Origin of the sequence: Streptomyces sp. NPDC012637 (assembly GCF_042954805.1) — a bacterium.
Classification (GTDB): domain Bacteria; phylum Actinomycetota; class Actinomycetes; order Streptomycetales; family Streptomycetaceae; genus Streptomyces.
In genome coordinates this window covers 455,432-474,605 of record NZ_JBIBDS010000002.1, presented here as the reverse complement: position 1 = coordinate 474,605, position 19,174 = coordinate 455,432, and the positions used below count along the sequence as shown (strand labels likewise).

At 68.8% G+C, this 19,174-nt stretch carries 27 protein-coding genes; 25 read left to right on the top strand and 2 right to left on the bottom strand.

The features are described 5' to 3' along the window. Window positions 1-20 precede the first annotated feature (20 nt). Complete coding sequence (locus ACFY8W_RS10285; RefSeq protein WP_391102696.1) at window positions 21-2,558, top strand: N-acetylmuramoyl-L-alanine amidase; 2,538 nt, start codon at window positions 21-23, stop codon at window positions 2,556-2,558. A gap of 139 nt (window positions 2,559-2,697) precedes the next feature. Here the strand turns inward: ACFY8W_RS10285 and ACFY8W_RS10280 are convergent, their stop codons facing one another. Continuing rightward, on the bottom strand, window positions 2,698-4,713 hold the full coding sequence (locus ACFY8W_RS10280) for a PIG-L family deacetylase (RefSeq protein ID WP_391102694.1): 2,016 nt from the start codon (window positions 4,711-4,713) through the stop codon (window positions 2,698-2,700). Between the two features lie 82 nt (window positions 4,714-4,795). Next, window positions 4,796-5,359 (bottom strand): 2'-5' RNA ligase family protein, encoded by a 564-nt coding sequence (locus ACFY8W_RS10275; RefSeq protein WP_391102692.1) that lies wholly within the window; start codon window positions 5,357-5,359, stop codon window positions 4,796-4,798. Window positions 5,360-5,469: 110 nt separating this feature from the next. On the opposite strand from ACFY8W_RS10275, the gene ACFY8W_RS10270 reads away from it, so the two are divergent. From ACFY8W_RS10270 to ACFY8W_RS10155, 24 genes are all read left to right on the top strand, one after another. Beyond that, window positions 5,470-6,663 carry a hypothetical protein gene (locus ACFY8W_RS10270; RefSeq protein WP_391102689.1) on the top strand — a complete coding sequence of 398 codons (1,194 nt, stop codon included), beginning with the start codon at window positions 5,470-5,472 and terminating at the stop codon, window positions 6,661-6,663. Window positions 6,664-7,281: 618 nt separating this feature from the next. Continuing rightward, on the top strand, window positions 7,282-7,590 hold the full coding sequence (gene rpsJ / locus ACFY8W_RS10265; protein WP_003948644.1) for a 30S ribosomal protein S10: 309 nt from the start codon (window positions 7,282-7,284) through the stop codon (window positions 7,588-7,590). Between the two features lie 13 nt (window positions 7,591-7,603). Further along, window positions 7,604-8,248, top strand: coding sequence for a 50S ribosomal protein L3 (gene rplC, locus ACFY8W_RS10260; protein ID WP_265864042.1), 645 nt, complete (start codon window positions 7,604-7,606; stop codon window positions 8,246-8,248). Window positions 8,249-8,252: 4 nt separating this feature from the next. Beyond that, complete coding sequence (rplD, locus tag ACFY8W_RS10255) at window positions 8,253-8,903, top strand: 50S ribosomal protein L4 (protein ID WP_391102686.1); 651 nt, start codon at window positions 8,253-8,255, stop codon at window positions 8,901-8,903. Further along, a complete protein-coding gene (rplW, locus tag ACFY8W_RS10250) occupies window positions 8,903-9,220 on the top strand; it encodes a 50S ribosomal protein L23 (RefSeq protein ID WP_128985133.1) in 318 nt (105 codons plus the stop codon). The genes rplD and rplW overlap by 1 nt, the downstream gene beginning before the upstream one ends. A 39-nt stretch (window positions 9,221-9,259) precedes the next feature. Further along, window positions 9,260-10,096 carry a 50S ribosomal protein L2 gene (gene rplB, locus ACFY8W_RS10245; protein ID WP_046908246.1) on the top strand — a complete coding sequence of 279 codons (837 nt, stop codon included), beginning with the start codon at window positions 9,260-9,262 and terminating at the stop codon, window positions 10,094-10,096. 12 nt (window positions 10,097-10,108) lie between these two features. Continuing rightward, window positions 10,109-10,390: a 30S ribosomal protein S19 gene (rpsS, locus tag ACFY8W_RS10240; RefSeq protein ID WP_023547380.1), complete on the top strand. Its 282-nt coding sequence runs from the start codon at window positions 10,109-10,111 to the stop codon at window positions 10,388-10,390. 44 nt (window positions 10,391-10,434) lie between these two features. Further along, window positions 10,435-10,782, top strand: a complete 348-nt coding sequence (rplV, locus tag ACFY8W_RS10235; RefSeq protein ID WP_030359020.1) for a 50S ribosomal protein L22 — start codon at window positions 10,435-10,437, stop codon at window positions 10,780-10,782. Continuing rightward, window positions 10,782-11,615, top strand: a complete 834-nt coding sequence (gene rpsC / locus ACFY8W_RS10230) for a 30S ribosomal protein S3 (RefSeq protein WP_362523674.1) — start codon at window positions 10,782-10,784, stop codon at window positions 11,613-11,615. The genes rplV and rpsC overlap by 1 nt, the downstream gene beginning before the upstream one ends. A gap of 5 nt (window positions 11,616-11,620) precedes the next feature. Further along, on the top strand, window positions 11,621-12,040 hold the full coding sequence (rplP, locus tag ACFY8W_RS10225; protein ID WP_030494257.1) for a 50S ribosomal protein L16: 420 nt from the start codon (window positions 11,621-11,623) through the stop codon (window positions 12,038-12,040). Further along, a complete protein-coding gene (gene rpmC, locus ACFY8W_RS10220) occupies window positions 12,040-12,264 on the top strand; it encodes a 50S ribosomal protein L29 (protein WP_128985131.1) in 225 nt (74 codons plus the stop codon). The genes rplP and rpmC overlap by 1 nt, the downstream gene beginning before the upstream one ends. Further along, on the top strand, window positions 12,264-12,545 hold the full coding sequence (gene rpsQ / locus ACFY8W_RS10215; RefSeq protein WP_386863973.1) for a 30S ribosomal protein S17: 282 nt from the start codon (window positions 12,264-12,266) through the stop codon (window positions 12,543-12,545). Before rpmC ends, rpsQ begins: the two co-directional genes overlap by 1 nt. Before the next feature lie 106 nt (window positions 12,546-12,651). Then, a complete protein-coding gene (gene rplN / locus ACFY8W_RS10210; protein ID WP_003956455.1) occupies window positions 12,652-13,020 on the top strand; it encodes a 50S ribosomal protein L14 in 369 nt (122 codons plus the stop codon). Window positions 13,021-13,022: 2 nt separating this feature from the next. Then, the gene (gene rplX, locus ACFY8W_RS10205) at window positions 13,023-13,334 is read left to right on the top strand and encodes a 50S ribosomal protein L24 (protein WP_189974770.1); all 312 of its coding nucleotides are present in this window, start codon (window positions 13,023-13,025) and stop codon (window positions 13,332-13,334) included. Further along, window positions 13,331-13,888 carry a 50S ribosomal protein L5 gene (gene rplE / locus ACFY8W_RS10200; protein ID WP_128985128.1) on the top strand — a complete coding sequence of 186 codons (558 nt, stop codon included), beginning with the start codon at window positions 13,331-13,333 and terminating at the stop codon, window positions 13,886-13,888. The genes rplX and rplE overlap by 4 nt, the downstream gene beginning before the upstream one ends. A 5-nt stretch (window positions 13,889-13,893) precedes the next feature. Further along, window positions 13,894-14,079 carry a type Z 30S ribosomal protein S14 gene (locus ACFY8W_RS10195; RefSeq protein WP_003956452.1) on the top strand — a complete coding sequence of 62 codons (186 nt, stop codon included), beginning with the start codon at window positions 13,894-13,896 and terminating at the stop codon, window positions 14,077-14,079. 223 nt (window positions 14,080-14,302) lie between these two features. Continuing rightward, window positions 14,303-14,701 (top strand): 30S ribosomal protein S8, encoded by a 399-nt coding sequence (rpsH, locus tag ACFY8W_RS10190; RefSeq protein ID WP_384421347.1) that lies wholly within the window; start codon window positions 14,303-14,305, stop codon window positions 14,699-14,701. Between the two features lie 20 nt (window positions 14,702-14,721). Further along, a complete protein-coding gene (rplF, locus tag ACFY8W_RS10185; protein WP_128985127.1) occupies window positions 14,722-15,261 on the top strand; it encodes a 50S ribosomal protein L6 in 540 nt (179 codons plus the stop codon). A 4-nt stretch (window positions 15,262-15,265) separates the two neighbouring features. Then, the gene (gene rplR, locus ACFY8W_RS10180) at window positions 15,266-15,649 is read left to right on the top strand and encodes a 50S ribosomal protein L18 (RefSeq protein WP_282694365.1); all 384 of its coding nucleotides are present in this window, start codon (window positions 15,266-15,268) and stop codon (window positions 15,647-15,649) included. A 45-nt stretch (window positions 15,650-15,694) separates the two neighbouring features. Next, window positions 15,695-16,300: a 30S ribosomal protein S5 gene (rpsE, locus tag ACFY8W_RS10175; protein WP_030201551.1), complete on the top strand. Its 606-nt coding sequence runs from the start codon at window positions 15,695-15,697 to the stop codon at window positions 16,298-16,300. Further along, a complete protein-coding gene (gene rpmD / locus ACFY8W_RS10170) occupies window positions 16,300-16,482 on the top strand; it encodes a 50S ribosomal protein L30 (protein ID WP_005313525.1) in 183 nt (60 codons plus the stop codon). The genes rpsE and rpmD overlap by 1 nt, the downstream gene beginning before the upstream one ends. Before the next feature lies 1 nt (window position 16,483). Next, window positions 16,484-16,939 (top strand): 50S ribosomal protein L15, encoded by a 456-nt coding sequence (rplO, locus tag ACFY8W_RS10165; RefSeq protein ID WP_128985125.1) that lies wholly within the window; start codon window positions 16,484-16,486, stop codon window positions 16,937-16,939. 213 nt (window positions 16,940-17,152) lie between these two features. Continuing rightward, window positions 17,153-18,472: a preprotein translocase subunit SecY gene (secY, locus tag ACFY8W_RS10160; RefSeq protein WP_391102679.1), complete on the top strand. Its 1,320-nt coding sequence runs from the start codon at window positions 17,153-17,155 to the stop codon at window positions 18,470-18,472. Beyond that, window positions 18,472-19,119, top strand: a complete 648-nt coding sequence (locus tag ACFY8W_RS10155; protein ID WP_391102677.1) for an adenylate kinase — start codon at window positions 18,472-18,474, stop codon at window positions 19,117-19,119. The genes secY and ACFY8W_RS10155 overlap by 1 nt, the downstream gene beginning before the upstream one ends. The last annotated feature ends 55 nt before the right edge of the window (window positions 19,120-19,174 follow it).

Here is a 19,174-nt window from a genome sequence, read left to right as displayed (position 1 = left end):
AGAGCGTCGCGGGCGCCGGGGTGGGGACGTCGGACGCCGGCGGGAACACGGCCACCGCGCAGAACACCGAGGGGCCCATCAAGAGCGAGGTCCAGAAGCTCGCGCTGACCGACCGCGGTCACGGCGAGGCGACGCTCACCAAGACCACCACCGAACCCTTCGACCTGATGGGCGTGTCCTGGACGGACCCCGCGGCGAAGATCAAGGGCACCATCCAGGCCCGCGCGCGCAGCGCCGCGGACGGCACCTGGGGCGAGTGGCGGGACCTCGAGCCCTACCCGGCCTTCCTCGACGGCAAGCGTGCCGGCGCCCGTGGCTCCACCGAGCCCATCTGGGTCGGCTCTGCCGACGGTGTCGAGGTCCGGGTCAGCGACGGCACCGCCAACAACGAGCTGCCGGACGGCCTCCGCGTCGACCTGGTCGACCCGAAGAAGGAGTCGACGGGCGACTCGAAGGACGGCGGCTTCAACGCCGAGTCGGCCGCGTTCTCCACGGACCTCCCGCCGAGCACGCCCGGCCCCGCGTCCACCGCGCCGCAGCCCAAGATCGTCACGCGCGCCGAGTGGCAGGCCGACGAGTCCCTGAACAACGAGGGCCCGATCTACCTGCCCGGCGGCAAGATCAAGGCCGCGTTCGTGCACCACACACCGGACATCACGTACGACTGCGCCGACTCCGCGGCCGTCGTCCGGTCGCTGCACGTCTACCACGTGAAGACCAACGGCTGGCGCGACCTCGGCTACAACTTCCTCGTCGACAAGTGCGGCAAGATCTTCGAGGGCCGCCAGGGCGGCATCGACCAGCCGGTCCTCGGCGCGCACACGTACGGCTGGAACAGCGAGTCGACCAGCGTCGCGATCCTCGGCGACCACACGGCGGAGTCCTCGCCGGCCCCGGACGCCGCGCTCGCCTCGGCCTCCAAGGTCATCGCGTACAAGCTCGGCCAGTACGGGGTGAACCCGGCCGGCAAGGCCACGCTGACCGCCGGCGCCACGCAGAACAACTACTTCCGGCAGTCGTTCACCACCGGCCAGACGTACGAGTTCGACGCCGTGTCCGGACACCGCAACGGCTACAACACCGTCTGCCCCGGCGACGGCCTCTACCCGCAGCTGCCGACCATCCGCAGCTACGCCACCGGCTCCGTCAGCGGCCTCACCGTCAGCTCGGTGGGCGGCGGCGCGACCCGCGCCGGCACGGGTTACGAGACGCCCGGCCCGGTCACCGTGAACTGGACGACGAGCACGTCGAACACCTTCATCCACAAGTTCGAGGTCCTCGTCGACGGCCAGACGGCCGCCACCACCAGCGGCACCGCCCGCTCCTGGTCCACCGTGCTCGGCGGCTTCGGCGCCCACACCATCACGGTCCGCGCCACGCACACCTCCGGCAAGGTGACGTCCACGCCGCAGGTCACCGTGACCGTCCCCGGTCCGAAGACCTTCACGCCGGTCACCCCGACCCGCCTGATGGACACCCGCGCGGGCCTCGGCGTGCCGAAGGCCAAGGTCGGCGCCGGCCAGGAGGTCGTCCTCCAGGTCACCGGCGCGAACGGCATCCCCGCCACGGGCGTGGGCGCGGTCGTCCTCAACGTCACCGCGACCAACCCGACCGACGCCAGCTTCGTCTCGGTCTACCCGAACGGCACCGACCGCACCAGCGCGTCGAACCTCAACTTCACGGCCGGCAAGACCATCCCGAATCTGGTGACGGTCCCGGTCGTCGACGGCAAGGTGCGGTTCTACAACCGCAACGGCTCGGTGGACCTGCTCGCGGACATCACCGGCTACTACGTCAAGGACACGACCGGCTCGACCCACAGCAACCTGGGTCCGCTGCGGCTGATGGACACCCGTAACGGCACGGGCGTCCCGCAGGCCAAGGTCGGTCCGGGCGCCGTGGTCGACCTCCAGGTCACCGGTGCCCAGGGCGTTCCCGCGACCGGCGTCACGGCCGTGGTCCTCAACGTGACCGCGACCAACGCGACCGCCGGCAGCTTCGTCTCGGTCTACCCGACCGGCACGACCCGGACCAGCGCGTCGAACCTCAACTTCGTCGCCGGCCAGACGATCCCGAACCTGGTGATCGTGCCCGTCGGAGCGGACGGCAAGGTCAGCTTCTACAACCGGGCCGGCTCGGTCGACCTGCTCGCCGACATCACCGGCTACTTCTCCTCCGGCACGGAGGGCGCGTCGCACATCAACCTCGGTCCGCTGCGGATGATGGACACGCGTGACGGCACCGGCGTCCCGAAGGCCAAGATCGCCGCCGGTGGCGTGGCCTCGCTCCAGGTGGCCGGCGTCAAGGGCGTTCCGGCGACCGGCGTCACGGCCGTCGTGCTCAACGTGACCGCGACCAACCCGACGGCGGGCAGCTTCGTCTCGGTCTACCCGAGCGGTACGACCCGGACGAGCGCGTCGAACCTCAACTTCACCGTCGGCCTGACGATCCCGAACCTGGTCGTCGTGCCCGTCGGCGAGGACGGCAAGGTCAACTTCTACAACAAGTCCGGCTCGGTCGACCTGATCGCCGACATCACCGGCTACTTCGTGAAGTGACCTGATCCCAGGTCGACTTGAGGGCCCGCTTCCCGTTCCGGGAGGCGGGCCCTTCCGCGTACCGCGGCCGCCGCCGGTCGGGCGCGGAGGCCGGGTCAGGCGCGGAGGGCCCGGCTTCAGGAGGCCCGGGTCAGCGCGCTCAGCCGCGGAGGCCCGGCCGCCAGACCCACGGCCGGGCGTCCGCGCCCAGGCCCACCACCACCTCGCCGCGGTGCAGCACCGGGGCGGTGCCGGCCGGTGTGACGCCCTGGGTACGGGTGAGCAGCCGGCCGTCGCGGTGGAGCTGGACCCGGCCGCGGTCGTCCCGGCCGAGCAGCACCGGGCCACGGCCGCCGGGGGCGGCCGCGAGCGGCCCGTACCCCTCGAAGGCGGGTGCCGTGCCGGAGGAGGAGCGCAGCCGGCCGTCGGCGGGCGCGCGGTAGAAGACCCTGACGCCGTCCTCGGCGTCCGGCGCCGGGACCGCGGCGACCGGGTCGCCGGCGAGCGGCAACGGCGCGGCGGGCGCGCCGTCCACCCAGTGGCGTACGGCCGTGCGGCCCGCCGCCAGCAGGTGCACCCGGCCGGTGCCGTCGACCAGCGCCGTCAGCCCGTCCTGCACCTCCTCCTGGGCGGGCAGCGCCCGCCACGGGCCCCAGGACCCGTCGGCCGCCCGTACCCGCGTCGAGACGCCCTTGTCGGCGTTCCGTACGAAGAGGTGGACCCGGCCGTCGGGAGCGGCGACGGCCACCGGGGCGCCGACCCGGCGGCCGCGGTCGTCGCCGCGCTCCGGATTGCCGAGGCCCCGCCAGGCGAGGAAGGGACCGCCGGGGGTGCGCTGCTCCAGGAGCACCAGCTCGCGCCGGTCGGCGCCGCCGCGGCCCGAGAGCGCGGCGAACCGCACGCCGAAGAGCAGCACCCGGCCGTCGGCGAGCACCGCGGGGGCGAGGACCGGCGCCAGCGGGCCGCCGCCCAGGTCCTCCGGTTCCCCGAACACGCCCGTGCGCTCCTCCCGCTCGCGCCAGCGGACCGCGCGGAGCCCGAGCACGCCGTACGCGACGAGCCGGCCGCCCGCCTCCTCGGTGACGGCGGGGCCCGCGGCGGGCCAGCGGTAGTGGGTGGCGCGCACCCAGCCCTTCCGGTTGGTGAGCGGGCGGTCGCCGCTCACGCCGTAGTCGCCGCAGCCGGACGGGTTGCCGCACTCCCAGGACGGGTCGCCGCCGTACGGGACGAGGTGGGCGGCCTTCTCGGCGAGGACCCGCGGCGGGAGGTTCTTGGGCCAGTGGCGGTTGTAGTAGCCGCGGAACGCCGTCGTGGTGAAGGCCGGGACGGGTCCGCCGTCCGCGGTGGCGTCCGCGACCCGGCGCAGCAGCGCGGCCCAGGTGAAGGAGGCGACGGCGGTGTGGTCGCCGTGGTCGGAGTAGCCGGGCTGCTCGCTGTCGCGCTTGCGGGTTGCCTCGTCGCTTATCTGGATGTCCGGGTCGGGGTCGAGGGTGTGCACGACCGTCGGCCGGTACTCGGCGAGCAGCCCGGCGAGGACCTCGATCAGACCGGTGTGGTCGTAGCCGTCGGCGCGGGTGACGGGGGAGCCGGCGGAGAGGTGGGTGCGCAGTTCGAGGGCGCGGTCCTGCCAGAGCGCGGGCAGCGCCATGTAGCGGCGGGAGGTGTGCATGGGGAGGTTGAGGAAGACCAGCTCGACCCGGCGCCCGTCGTGGACGAGGGTGTCGACCTCGGCGCGGCGCCCGCCGGCGAGCGTGGCGACCCGCTTCTGCCAGGGCGTGAACGTGTCCGCGCCGAGCGCGTCCGCGTACGCCTGGCGCAGGCCCTGGTGGCGGGCGGAGGAGTACGCGGCCTTGTCGGGCGGGGTCTCCGGCATGCCCTTGATCCAGTTCTTGCCGGTGTGCTCGCCGGCGGTGACGTACACGCAGACGAGCGGGACCCCGGCGTCGAGCAGCCGCTGGGTGTCGGGGTTCATGAAGTACAGGTCGTCGTCCGGGTGGGCGGCGACCTGCATGAGCAGGGCCCGGCGGCCGGTGGAGACGGGCCGGCCGGGCGCGGGGTCGGCGGAGGCCGTGCGGCCGGGCGGAGCGGGTACGGAGCATCCGGCGACGGCCGCGGCGGCGGCTCCGGCGGCCGCTCCCGCGAGCACGGTGCGCCGCGCCAGTCTTCTCTCGTCCACCGCTCGTGCTTCCCCTGTGCGTGCCGTCTTGCCCGGTCTGGTCCTCGTGCGACCGGCTAGACGGATTTTCGGCGTACGGGGTTCAGTGCGGGGCGGCGGATCCCCCGAGCGGCACGGTCGCGCGCACCTCCATGGGGCCGTCGCCGCGCCGCGAGAGCAGCACGAGCTCGTCGACCGGTGCGGTCGAGGTGCCGAGGAGCGCGGCACACCGGGCCGCCAGGGCGGCGGGTTCGCGGCTGCGGCCGAGGGAGAGGTGGGGGGTGTAGGGGCGCGGGTCGACGCAGCGGGGGAAGCGTTCCTCCAGTGCCGCGCGCAGGGCGAGCCAGGGCGCCGGGTCGGCGGCGGCCGGGTCGAGCCAGACGGTGGCGTCGTGCCGGTGCCGGAACCAGCGCACTCCGGAAAGGCGTGCGGTGAAGGGCGGCACGGCGCGCAGGGCCCCGGCGGCCAGCGGCAGCGCCCGGGCGAAGTCGGTCTCGGGAACGAAGCCGTAGACGACGTTGACGTGCGGCGGCCAGCGTCGGATCTGCCGGTCGTGCACGCGCCGGACCGCCTGGATGCCCGGCCACAGCCCGTCGGGCGGCAGCCAGGCGACGGCGGTGCGGTACGTGGGCTCCGCAGCGAGCACGGGGACCTCGGGCACGGGCACGGGACCTCCGTACGTCACGAACCGATCAAGGGTGGCGGACCCGCCTTCTCCGCAGGTCGCAGGGCGTGAGAACGTCCGCTTCGCACTATGCGACACCAGGGGTGGGGTAGATGAACGACAAGCCGTCGGACAGCCCGTCGGACAAGCCGTCGGTCTCGGACGAGGAATGGGCCGCGTTCGTGGCGGCCGCGAAGGAGCAGGGCCTCGGCACGGAGGCCCAGGAGCGGGCGCTGCGCAAGGCCAGGCCGACGAAGCGGCCCAGGGCTCCCAAGGCCCCCAGGGCGGCGAAGCGCCAGGAACCCGCGGGCTGGCGCACCGGCCCGGCCTGGCAGGAGATGAACGGCCGGGCCCAGCGGCGGCGCCGGATCAGGGCGGGCCTCGGCATCACCCTCGTGGCGGCCCTCGCCCTCGTCGCCGTACGGCCGCAGCTGGTCACCGGCGTGCTGCCGGAGAGCGTCACCTCGGCCCTGCCGTCGAGCTGGACCGACCGCCCGGCGGACACCACCCCGCTCCCCGCGGAGACGGCCCCGCCGACGGCACCCCCGGAGTACGCCGACCCGGACCGCCCGACCCTGAAGGAGCCCTTCAAGGGCTCGCCGGCCCTGCGCTGGGCGGACGGCGCGGCGGGGATCACGCCGCCGGAGGCCAAGGCGACGGGCTGGATGTCGAAGGCCCAGGTCGAGGCGGCGCTGAAGCGGTCGAAGGACTTCCTGGCCGCTGCCAACCTCGACCCGGCCGTCCTCGAGGGCGGCAGGCCGGAGGCGGCACTGAAGCTCATCGAGCCGAAGCAGCCGGAGATCCACCAGCGCCTGGAAGAGGCGCTGGCGAAGCCGACGGACGAGAACGACCCGACGTCGCTCTTCAGCCGCTTCTCCCCGTCCGAGGTCGCCCTCGTCGGCTCCGTCGTGAAGACCCGCGGCCACATGACCGTCGAGCCCGGCAAGGGCAAGGAGAAGGGCGCGGTCCTGGTCCGCGCCGACTACACCTTCGTCTATCCGCTGGTGAAGGCCCGGCCGGGAGCCGACGAGGTCGTCCGCACGATCGTCCGCCGCGAGGTGACCTTCGCCTTCTACCAGCCGGGGCGGTACGCGGTGACCAAGGGCCGCCTCATCCTGAACCACTACGCCAGCAGCGCCGGCAACAGCTCCTGCGACGACAGCGACGGCTTCTACCACCCGTCGTTCGCGGAGGACCACACCTCCGCCCCCGATCCCGCCCGGTCGGGCCCGGCCGTCGACCCGTACGACCGCAGCAAGCCGATCGACCGGCAGCCGCAGGAATGCGGGACGGTCACCCGCAGCTGACCGCCCGGTCCGCCGCGCGGGGGACGCGGCGGGCCGCGGACCGGTGGTCCGGCTGCCGCGGAACCCACAGGTCCGGTGCGGCGGCGGGCCGACGGCCGCCGGTCTCGCCCTTGGTCACCGCGGACTCGGCGGGACCGGCCAGCGAGAACGTGATCCGGGCCGTACCGGCGCGGCGGACGTCCGGGCCCGGCCGGCCACGGCGCGCGTCCGCACGCGGGGCGCGCCTCCGTGCGTAGCCCGGCGTGACGTGGGGTACAGTCTTCGCCCCGATTGGCGGCCGGAAGGCCCCGTATGGCAGACTAGCGGGGTTGCTCGGTTGAGTGCCGATGCTGCGCGCCTCCCGCCGGGAGGACCGGAAGCGAGTCCCACAGTACTCGTCGCCCCTTCTCAGGGGCGGACGTACGGGAATCTTCCGGGAAGTGTCAGCGGGGCCCCGACCAGGCACCCGGTGGGTGTTTCGCCCCCGTCTCGCGGTCTTGGACCGCACCCCCTTGGTTGGGAAATCCTCCGGGATTTCTTCGTAGAGGGAGTGCGACACGCCCGACCGCGTGGGTCGGAGGAGAAACGCGAACCGACCGGGTTCCGGAGCGTTACGAGAGACAGGACTACGAAGTAGCCATGGCGGGACAGAAGATCCGCATCCGGCTCAAGGCCTACGACCACGAGGTCATCGACTCCTCGGCGAAGAAGATCGTCGAGACGGTGACTCGCACTGGTGCGTCGGTCGCGGGCCCGGTGCCGCTGCCCACTGAGAAGAACGTGTACTGCGTCATCAAGTCGCCGCACAAGTACAAGGACTCGCGCGAGCACTTCGAGATGCGCACGCACAAGCGCCTCATCGACATCCTCGACCCCACGCCGAAGACGGTTGACTCGCTGATGCGTCTCGACCTGCCGGCTGGCGTCGACATCGAGATCAAGCTCTGAGGTGACGCGCGAGATGGCTAAGAACATCAAGGGCATCCTGGGCGAGAAGCTCGGCATGACGCAGGTCTGGGACGAGAACAACCGGGTCGTCCCGGTGACCGTCGTCAAGGCCGGCCCGAATGTCGTGACCCAGGTGCGTACGAACGACGTCGACGGCTACGAGTCGGTCCAGATCGCCTTCGGCGAGATCGACCCGCGCAAGGTGAACAAGCCCCTCAAGGGCCACTTCGCCAAGGCCGACGTCACCCCGCGCCGTCACCTCGTCGAGATCCGTACCGCTGACGCCAGCGAGTACAGCCTCGGCCAGGAGATCACCGCCGAGGTCTTCGAGGCGGGCATCAAGGTCGACGTGACCGGCAAGAGCAAGGGCAAGGGCTTCGCCGGTGCCATGAAGCGCCACAACTTCCGTGGTGGCAAGGCTTCCCACGGTGCCCACCGCGTGCACCGCAAGCCCGGTTCGATCGGTGGCTGCGCCACCCCGGGCCGTGTCTTCAAGGGCATGCGCATGGCCGGCCGCATGGGCAACGAGCGCGTGACCACCCAGAACCTGACCGTTCACGCCGTTGACGCGGAGAAGGGCCTGCTCCTGATCAAGGGTGCGGTTCCTGGTCCGAACGGCGGCCTCGTCCTGGTCCGCACCGCGGCCAAGGGGGCCTGAGGATATGAGCACCATTGACATTCTGTCGCCCTCCGGCGACAAGACCGGGACCATCGAGCTCCCGGCCGAGATCTTCGAGGCCAAGGTCAGCATCCCGCTGATCCACCAGGTCGTCGTCGCGCAGCTGGCCGCCGCCCGTCAGGGCACGCACAAGGTCAAGACGCGTGGCGAGGTCCGTGGTGGTGGCCGGAAGCCGTACCGCCAGAAGGGCACCGGCCGCGCCCGTCAGGGTTCGACCCGCGCCCCGCAGTTCGCCGGTGGTGGCGTCGTGCACGGTCCCGTGCCGCGTGACTACTCGCAGCGGACCCCGAAGAAGATGAAGGCCGCCGCCCTCCGCGGTGCCCTCTCCGACCGGGCGAACCACTCCCGCATCCACGTCGTCACCGGCGTGGTCGAGGGTGGCATCTCCACCAAGGCCGCCAAGACGCTGTTCGGCAAGATCTCGGAGCGCAAGAACCTGCTCCTGGTCGTCGAGCGCTCCGACGAGGCCGCGTGGCTGTCCGCCCGCAACCTGCCCCAGGTGCACATCCTGGAGCCGGGCCAGCTGAACACGTACGACGTGATGCGATCCGACGACGTGGTCTTCACCCAGGCCGCCCTCGAGTCCTTCGTGTCTGGCCCCAAGGCCGACAACAACGAGGGGAGCGAGGCCTGATGGCCGAGATCACCAGCAAGACCTTCACGGACCCGCGCGACGTCCTCGTCAAGCCGGTTGTCTCCGAGAAGAGCTACGCGCTGCTCGACGAGAACAAGTACACGTTCATCGTCGCGCCCACCGCCAACAAGACCCAGATCAAGCAGGCCGTCGAGGCGGTCTTCTCGGTCAAGGTCACCGGGGTCAACACGATCAACCGCCAGGGCAAGCGCAAGCGCACCCGCACCGGTTTCGGCAAGCGCGCCAACACCAAGCGCGCCATCGTGACCCTCGCCGAGGGCAACCGAATCGACATCTTCGGCGGCCCGACCGCCTGACGGCGGTCGAGTCGTCCGATATCGGACGAGGACTGAGAAATGGGTATCCGCAAGTACAAGCCGACTACGCCGGGCCGTCGTGGCTCCTCCGTAGCCGACTTCGTCGAGATCACGCGGTCCACGCCGGAGAAGTCGCTGGTCCGCCCCCTGCACAGCAAGGGCGGCCGTAACAACACCGGTCGTGTGACCGTCCGTCACCAGGGCGGTGGCCACAAGCGCGCCTACCGTGTGATCGACTTCCGTCGCCACGACAAGGACGGCGTGCCGGCCAAGGTCGCTCACATCGAGTACGACCCCAACCGCACCGCTCGCATCGCGCTGCTGCACTACGCGGACGGCGAGAAGCGCTACATCATCGCCCCGCGTGGTCTCTCGCAGGGCGACCGGGTGGAGAACGGCCCCACGGCCGACATCAAGCCCGGCAACAACCTGGCCCTCCGCAACATCCCGGTCGGTACCACGATCCACGCGATCGAGCTCCGTCCCGGTGGCGGCGCCAAGTTCGCCCGCTCCGCCGGCGCCTCCGTGCAGCTGCTCGCGAAGGAGGGCACGATGGCCCACCTCCGCATGCCGTCCGGCGAGATCCGTCTCGTCGACGCCCGCTGCCGCGCCACCATCGGTGAGGTCGGCAACGCCGAGCAGTCGAACATCAACTGGGGTAAGGCCGGCCGCAAGCGCTGGCTGGGCGTTCGCCCGACCGTCCGCGGTGTGGCGATGAACCCGGTTGACCACCCGCACGGTGGTGGTGAGGGCAAGACCTCCGGTGGTCGCCACCCGGTCTCCCCGTGGGGTCAGAAGGAGGGTCGTACTCGTTCGCCGAAGAAGGCTTCGAACAAGTACATCGTCCGCCGCCGCAAGACGAACAAGAAGCGCTAGGAGCGGGTTTAGATGCCGCGCAGTCTCAAGAAGGGGCCCTTCGTCGACGACCACCTCATCAAGAAGGTGGACGCCCAGAACGAAGCCGGCACCAAGAACGTCATCAAGACCTGGTCCCGTCGCTCCATGATCGTGCCGGCCATGCTCGGCCACACGCTCGCGGTGCACAACGGCAAGACCCACATCCCGGTGTTCGTCACCGAGTCGATGGTCGGTCACAAGCTCGGCGAGTTCTCGCCGACGCGCACCTTCCGGGGTCACGTCAAGGAAGACCGGAAGTCGAAGCGCCGCTAGTAGCGGATCGCATTCAGACACGTAAGTAACTGAGAGGGACAACCATGGAAGCCAGGGCCCAGGCGCGGTACATCCGCGTCACGCCCATGAAGGCCCGCCGCGTGGTGGACCTGATCCGTGGCATGGATGCCACGGAGGCTCAGGCTGTTCTGCGATTCGCTCCGCAGGCAGCCTCCGTGCCGGTCGGCAAGGTGCTCGACAGCGCCATCGCCAACGCCGCGCACAACTACGACCACACGGACGCCTCTTCGCTGTTCATCAGCGAGGCGTTCGTCGACGAGGGTCCGACCCTGAAGCGGTTCCGTCCGCGTGCCCAGGGCCGTGCCTACCGGATCCGCAAGCGGACCAGCCACATCACCGTGGTCGTCAGCAGCAAGGAAGGAACCCGGTAATGGGCCAGAAGGTAAACCCGCACGGGTTCCGGCTCGGCATCACCACCGACTTCAAGTCGCGTTGGTACGCCGACAAGCTGTACAAGGACTACGTCAAGGAAGACGTCGCCATCCGTCGGATGCTGACGTCCGGCATGGAGCGCGCCGGCATCTCGAAGGTTGAGATCGAGCGCACCCGTGACCGTGTCCGCGTGGACATCCACACCGCTCGCCCGGGCATTGTCATCGGTCGCCGTGGCGCCGAGGCCGACAAGATCCGTGGCCAGCTCGAGAAGCTGACCGGCAAGCAGGTCCAGCTGAACATCCTCGAGGTCAAGAACCCCGAGGTCGACGCTCAGCTGGTGGCCCAGGCCGTCGCCGAGCAGCTGTCCTCCCGCGTCTCCTTCCGTCGGGCCATGCGCAAGAGCATGCAGTCCGCCATGAAGGCCGGCGCCAAGGGCATCAAGATCCAGTGTGGTGGCCGTCTCGGCGGCGCCGAGATGTCCCGCTCGGAGTTCTACCGCGAGGGTCGTGTGCCGCTGCACACGCTGCGCGCGAACGTCGAGTACGGCTTCTTCGAGGCCAAGACCACCTTCGGCCGCATCGGCGTGAAGGTCTGGATCTACAAGGGCGACGTCAAGAACATCGCCGAGGTCCGCGCCGAGAACGCTGCTGCCCGTGCGGGCAACCGCCCGGCCCGTGGCGGCGCTGACCGTCCGGCCGGCCGCGGTGGCCGCGGTGGCGAGCGTGGCGGTCGCGGTCGCAAGCCGCAGCAGGCTCAGGCTGCCGAGGCCCCCAAGGCCGAGGCTCCCGCCGCCGCTCCGGCTGCTGAGAGCACCGGAACGGAGGCCTGACCGAAATGCTGATCCCCCGTAGGGTCAAGCACCGCAAGCAGCACCACCCGAAGCGCAACGGTATGTCCAAGGGTGGCACGCAGGTTGCGTTCGGCGAGTACGGCATTCAGGCCCTCACCCCGGCCTACGTGACCAACCGCCAGATCGAGGCCGCGCGTATCGCGATGACCCGCCACATCAAGCGTGGCGGCAAGGTCTGGATCAACATCTACCCGGACCGTCCGCTCACGAAGAAGCCTGCCGAGACCCGCATGGGTTCCGGTAAGGGTTCGCCGGAGTGGTGGATCGCGAACGTCAAGCCCGGTCGGGTGATGTTCGAGCTGTCCTACCCGAACGAGAAGATCGCGCGTGAGGCTCTGACTCGTGCGGCCCACAAGCTGCCGATGAAGTGCAAGATCGTTAAGCGCGAGGCAGGTGAGCTGTGATGTCGGCCGGTACCAAGGCGTCCGAGCTGCGCGAGCTGGGCAACGAGGAGCTTGTCGCCAAGCTCCGCGAGGCCAAGGAAGAGCTGTTCAACCTCCGCTTCCAGGCGGCGACGGGCCAGCTCGAGAACCACGGTCGGCTCAAGTCCGTCCGTAAGGACATCGCCCGGATCTACACCCTGATGCGTGAGCGCGAGCTGGGCATCGAGACGGTGGAGAACGCCTGATGAGCGAGAACAACGTGACTGAGAAGACCGAGCGCAACGCCCGCAAGGTCCGTGAGGGCCTCGTCGTCAGCGACAAGATGGACAAGACCGTCGTCGTCGCTGTCGAGGACCGCGTCAAGCACGCGCTGTACGGCAAGGTCATCCGCCGTACGAACAAGCTCAAGGCTCACGACGAGCAGAACCAGGCCGGCGTCGGCGACCGCGTCCTCCTCATGGAGACCCGGAAGCTCTCGGCGTCGAAGCACTGGCGTGTCGTCGAGATCCTCGAGAAGGCCAAGTAATTACCTGAGGGGCATCCCTCAGGTTCGTTCCGCCAGGCTCGGCAGGGGTCCTGCCTCGTAAGAGGAAGGCCCCTGCCGGGAACCGGCAGACAATCAGGAGATAGACGTGATCCAGCAGGAGTCGCGACTTCGCGTCGCCGACAACACTGGTGCCAAGGAGATCCTTTGCATCCGTGTTCTCGGTGGTTCGGGTCGCCGCTACGCGGGCATCGGTGACGTCATCGTCGCCACCGTCAAGGACGCGATCCCCGGTGGCAACGTGAAGAAGGGTGACGTCGTCAAGGCGGTCATCGTTCGCACCGTCAAGGAGCGCCGCCGCCAGGACGGCTCGTACATTCGCTTCGACGAGAACGCCGCTGTCATTCTCAAGAACGACGGCGACCCTCGTGGCACCCGTATCTTCGGCCCGGTCGGCCGTGAGCTGCGCGAGAAGAAGTTCATGAAGATCATCTCGCTCGCGCCGGAGGTGCTGTAAGCATGAAGATCAAGAAGGGCGACCTGGTCCAGGTCATCACCGGTAAGGACAAGGGCAAGCAGGGCAAGGTCATCGCGGCCTACCCCGCCGACTCCCGCGTCCTGGTCGAGGGTGTCAACCGGGTCAAGAAGCACACGAAGGCCGGCCCGAACCAGGCCGGCGGCATCGTGACCACCGAGGCTCCGGTCCACGTCTCCAACGTCCAGCTGGTCGTGGAGAAGGACGGCAAGAAGGTCGTCACGCGTGTCGGTTACCGCTTCGACGACGAGGGCAACAAGATCCGCGTTGCCAAGCGGACGGGTGAGGACATCTGATGGCTACCACCACTCCGCGTCTCAAGACGAAGTACCGCGAGGAGATCGCGGGCAAGCTGCGTGACGAGTTCAAGTACGAGAACGTCATGCAGACCCCGGGCCTCGTGAAGATCGTGGTCAACATGGGTGTCGGTGACGCCGCCCGTGACTCGAAGCTGATCGAGGGCGCCATCCGCGACCTCACCACGATCACCGGTCAGAAGCCGGCCGTCACCAAGGCCCGCAAGTCCATCGCGCAGTTCAAGCTGCGTGAGGGCCAGCCGATCGGTGCCCACGTCACGCTCCGTGGCGACCGCATGTGGGAGTTCCTGGACCGCACCCTGTCGCTCGCGCTGCCGCGCATCCGCGACTTCCGCGGCCTGTCCCCGAAGCAGTTCGACGGCCGTGGCAACTACACCTTCGGTCTCACGGAGCAGGTCATGTTCCACGAGATCGACCAGGACAAGATCGACCGCGTCCGGGGTATGGACATCACCGTGGTCACCACGGCGACCAACGACGACGAGGGCCGTGCCCTTCTGCGTCACCTCGGCTTCCCGTTCAAGGAGGCGTAAGCGAGATGGCGAAGAAGGCTCTCATTGCCAAGGCTGCTCGTAAGCCCAAGTTCGGTGTGCGTGCGTACACCCGCTGCCAGCGCTGCGGCCGCCCGCACTCCGTGTACCGCAAGTTCGGCCTCTGCCGCGTGTGCCTTCGTGAGATGGCTCACCGTGGCGAGCTGCCGGGCGTGACCAAGAGCTCCTGGTAATTCCCCTTCGCCCTTTGGGCGTTGGTGAATGACCGGAGTCTCTCGGTAAGCACTGGGTTGGCGGAGGTCCGGCCCCACATGGCTTAGGCTTGTGGGGTTGGGCGTCCGCCGCCCGTACGACTTACTACGCCGTAGGTCCACCGCACCGCACCCGCCCCGTCTCGGATCGGGGAGAGGGATGGTGCACCAGGAAACCCCGGCGAGAGAGGCCGAAGGCCAATTCATGACCATGACTGATCCGATCGCAGACATGCTCACGCGTCTGCGGAACGCGAACTCGGCGTACCACGACTCCGTGACGATGCCGCACAGCAAGATCAAGTCGCACATCGCGGAAATCCTCCAGCAGGAGGGCTTCATCTCCGGCTGGAAGGTCGAGGACGCCGAGGTCGGCAAGAACCTCGTGCTCGACCTCAAGTTCGGTCCGAACCGTGAGCGCTCCATCGCGGGCATCAAGCGGATCTCGAAGCCGGGCCTCCGGGTTTACGCGAAGTCCACCAACCTGCCGAAGGTTCTCGGCGGCCTGGGCGTGGCGATCATCTCCACGTCCCACGGTCTCCTGACCGGCCAGCAGGCGCAGAAGAAGGGCGTGGGTGGGGAAGTCCTCGCCTACGTCTGGTAGTCGGGAACGGAGGAAAAGCTATGTCTCGCATTGGCAAGCTCCCCATCCCGGTTCCCGCCGGCGTGGACGTCACCATCGAGGGCCGCACGGTCACCGTCAAGGGTTCCAAGGGCACCCTGACCCACACCGTTGCCGCTCCGATCGAGATCGTTAAGGGCGAGGACGGCGTTCTGAACGTCACCCGTCCGAACGACGAGCGTCAGAACAAGGCCCTTCACGGCCTGTCCCGCACGCTGGTGGCCAACATGATCACCGGTGTGACCCAGGGGTACACGAAGGCGCTCGAGATCAGCGGTGTCGGTTACCGCGTGGCCGCGAAGGGCTCCAACCTGGAGTTCCAGCTCGGCTACAGCCACCCGATCCTGGTGGAGGCCCCCGAGGGCATCTCCTTCAAGGTCGAGTCGCCGACCAAGTTCTCGGTCGAGGGCATCGACAAGCAGAAGGTCGGCGAGGTCGCCGCCAACATCCGCAAGCTGCGGAAGCCCGACCCGTACAAGGCCAAGGGTGTCAAGTACGCGGGCGAGGTCATCCGCCGCAAGGTCGGAAAGGCTGGTAAGTAAAGCCATGGCATACGGTGTGAAGATCGCCAAGGGCGACGCTTACAAGCGCGCTGCCAAGGCGCGCCGTCACCTGCGCATCCGCAAGAACGTGTCGGGTACGGCGGAGCGTCCGCGCCTCGTCGTGACGCGCTCCAACCGCGGCATCACCGCGCAGGTCATCGACGACCTCAAGGGTCACACCCTGGCGTCGGCGTCCCACCTGGACGCGTCGATCCGCGGTGGCGAGGGCGACAAGTCCGCGCAGGCCAAGCAGGTCGGTGCCCTGGTCGCCGAGCGCGCCAAGGCCGCCGGCGTCGAGGCCGTCGTGTTCGACCGTGGTGGCAACAGGTACGCCGGGCGCATTGCCGCTCTGGCTGACGCCGCCCGCGAAGCCGGGCTGAAGTTCTAAGCCCCGGTTCCGGGACTAACGGACGTAACAGAGAGAGGTAATCCAATGGCTGGACCCCAGCGCCGCGGCAGCGGTGCCGGTGGCGGCGAGCGGCGGGACCGGAAGGGTCGCGACGGTGGCGCTGCTGCCGCCGAGAAGACCGCGTACGTTGAGCGCGTAGTCGCGATCAACCGCGTCGCCAAGGTTGTCAAGGGTGGTCGTCGTTTCTCCTTCACCGCGCTGGTCGTGGTGGGTGACGGTGACGGCACCGTGGGTGTCGGTTACGGCAAGGCCAAGGAGGTGCCGGCCGCCATCGCCAAGGGTGTTGAGGAGGCCAAGAAGCACTTCTTCAAGGTCCCCCGTATCCAGGGCACCATCCCTCACCCGATCCAGGGTGAGAAGGCGGCGGGCGTCGTCCTGCTCAAGCCGGCTTCCCCCGGTACCGGTGTTATCGCCGGTGGCCCGGTGCGTGCCGTGCTCGAGTGCGCCGGCGTTCACGACATCCTGTCGAAGTCGCTCGGCTCCGACAACGCGATCAACATCGTGCACGCGACCGTGGAGGCCCTGAAGGGCCTGCAGCGTCCCGAGGAGATCGCGGCTCGCCGCGGTCTGCCCCTCGAGGACGTCGCCCCCGCGGCTCTGCTTCGTGCGCGTGCGGGAGCGGGTGCGTAATGGCTCGCCTCAAGATCACGCAGACGAAGTCGTACATCGGCAGCAAGCAGAACCACCGCGACACCCTGCGTTCGCTCGGGCTCAAGCGCCTGAACGACGTGGTCGTCAAGGAGGACCGCCCCGAGTTCCGCGGAATGGTGCACACCGTCCGCCACCTCGTGACGGTCGAGGAGGTCGACTGACATGGCGGAGAACAACCCGCTGAAGGTCCACAACCTCCGTCCCGCCCCGGGCGCCAAGACCGCCAAGACCCGTGTCGGTCGTGGTGAGGCGTCGAAGGGTAAGACGGCCGGTCGTGGTACGAAGGGCACGAAGGCCCGCTACCAGGTTCCGGAGCGCTTCGAGGGTGGCCAGATGCCCCTCCACATGCGTCTCCCGAAGCTGAAGGGCTTCAAGAACCCCTTCCGCACCGAGTACCAGGTCGTGAACCTGGACAAGCTGGCCGCGCTCTACCCGCAGGGTGGCGAGGTCACGGTGGCCGACCTGGTCGCCAAGGGTGCGGTTCGTAAGAACCAGCTCGTCAAGGTCCTGGGCCAGGGCGAGGTCTCCGTGGCGCTGCAGGTGACGGTCGACGCCGTCTCCGGCTCCGCCAAGGAGAAGATCGCCGCCGCCGGCGGCACCGTCACCGAGCTCGTCTGAGACGACTCGATGGCCTGAACATCCGACCGGGGATGCCTCTCAAAAGGGGCATCCCCGGTTGGTCGTTCCTAGGGGGGCGTAGTCGCCGGTAAGGTGGCCTCCACTGTCCAGAGTGCGTGAGGTGTCTCCGAAGGCTCTCTGGGCGATCACTATCCAGTCGAACCTCAAGACCGTCACCTCTGACGCACGTGCGCGGGGGTCGCAGGAGGCACCGTGCTCACCGCGTTCGCCCGGGCGTTCAAGACGCCCGACCTGCGCAAGAAGCTGCTCTTCACGCTCGGCATCATCGTGCTGTACCGGCTCGGGGCACACATCCCCGTCCCCGGCGTCAGCTACGAGGCCGTCCAGCAGTGTGTGGACCAGGCGAGCCAGGGCAACAACAGCCTGTTCGGCCTGGTCAACATGTTCAGTGGCGGGGCGCTGCTGCAGATCACCATCTTCGCGCTCGGCATCATGCCGTACATCACGGCGAGCATCATCCTGCAGCTGCTGACCGTCGTGATCCCGCGCCTGGAGGCCCTCAAGAAGGAGGGTCAGTCCGGCACCGCCAAGATCACGCAGTACACGCGTTATCTGACGGTCGCCCTCGCGATCCTCCAGGGCACCGGCCTCGTCGCCACCGCCCGTACCGGCGCGCTCTTCAGCGGCTGCACCGTCGCGAGCCAGGTCGTTCCCGACCAGTCGATCTTCACCACCGCCACCATGGTCATCACCATGACCGCGGGCACCGGTGTCGTGATGTGGCTCGGCGAGCTCATCACCGACCGTGGCATCGGCAACGGCATGTCGATCCTCATGTTCATCTCGATCGCCGCCGGCTTCCCGGGTGCCCTCTGGGCCATCAAGAAGAGCGGCGACCTGGCCGGGGGCTGGATCGAGTTCGGCACCGTCATCCTGATCGGCTTCGTGATGGTGGCCCTCGTCGTCTTCGTCGAGCAGGCCCAGCGCCGCATCCCGGTGCAGTACGCGAAGCGGATGATCGGCCGCAGGTCGTACGGCGGTACGTCCACTTACATCCCGTTGAAGGTGAACCAGGCAGGTGTGATTCCTGTCATCTTCGCGTCGTCGCTGCTCTACATCCCGGCACTGATCGCGCAGTTCTCGAGCAGCACCGCCGGCTGGAAGACCTGGATCGAAGCCCACTTCGTCAAGGGTGACCACCCCTACTACATCGCTACGTACTTCCTCCTGATCGTGTTCTTCGCCTTCTTCTACGTGGCGATCTCGTTCAACCCCGAGGAAGTTGCCGACAACATGAAGAAGTATGGTGGCTTCATCCCGGGTATCCGGGCTGGTCGACCTACTGCCGAGTACCTGAGCTACGTGCTCAACCGGATCACTTGGCCGGGCTCGCTGTATCTGGGTCTGATCGCTCTCGTGCCGACGATGGCGTTGGCAGGCTTCGGCGGTGCCAATGCCAACTTCCCGTTCGGCGGCACCAGCATCCTCATCATCGTGGGTGTGGGTCTTGAGACCGTGAAGCAGATCGAGAGCCAGCTCCAGCAGCGCAATTACGAAGGGTTCCTCCGCTGATGCGAATCGTCCTCGTCGGACCGCCCGGGGCCGGCAAGGGAACGCAGGCCGCGTTTCTTGCCAAGAACCTGGACATCCCGCACATCTCCACGGGTGACCTGTTCCGTGCCAACATCTCGCAGGGCACGGAGCTGGGCCTCAAGGCGAAGGCGTACATGGACGCCGGTGACCTCGTCCCCGACGAGGTGACCATCGGGATGGCCAAGGACCGGATGGAGCAGGACGACGCCGCGAACGGCTTCCTGCTCGACGGGTTCCCGCGGAACGTGGCCCAGGCCGAGGCGCTGGATGTGGTCCTCAAGGCCGAGGACATGCAGCTGGACGCGGTTCTGGACCTGGAGGTCCCCGAGGACGAGGTCGTGAAGCGGATCGCGGGTCGCCGCGTCTGCCGCAACGACTCCGCGCACGTCTTCCACGTGCAGTACAACGCCCCGAAGACCGAGGGCGTCTGCGACACCTGCGGTGGCGAGCTGTTCCAGCGTCCGGACGACTCCGAGGAGACCGTCCGCCGGCGCCTGGAGGTCTACCACACGCAGACCGAGCCGATCATCGACTACTACCGGGCGCAGAACCTGGTCGTGACGATCTCCGCGCTCGGCAAGGTGGACGAGGTCACGGCGCGCGCGATGGCCGCGCTGAAGAAGTAACCACTGATCGCTGCGGTACGGCCGCGGTGCCCGTGAGGGGCACCGCGGCCGTATC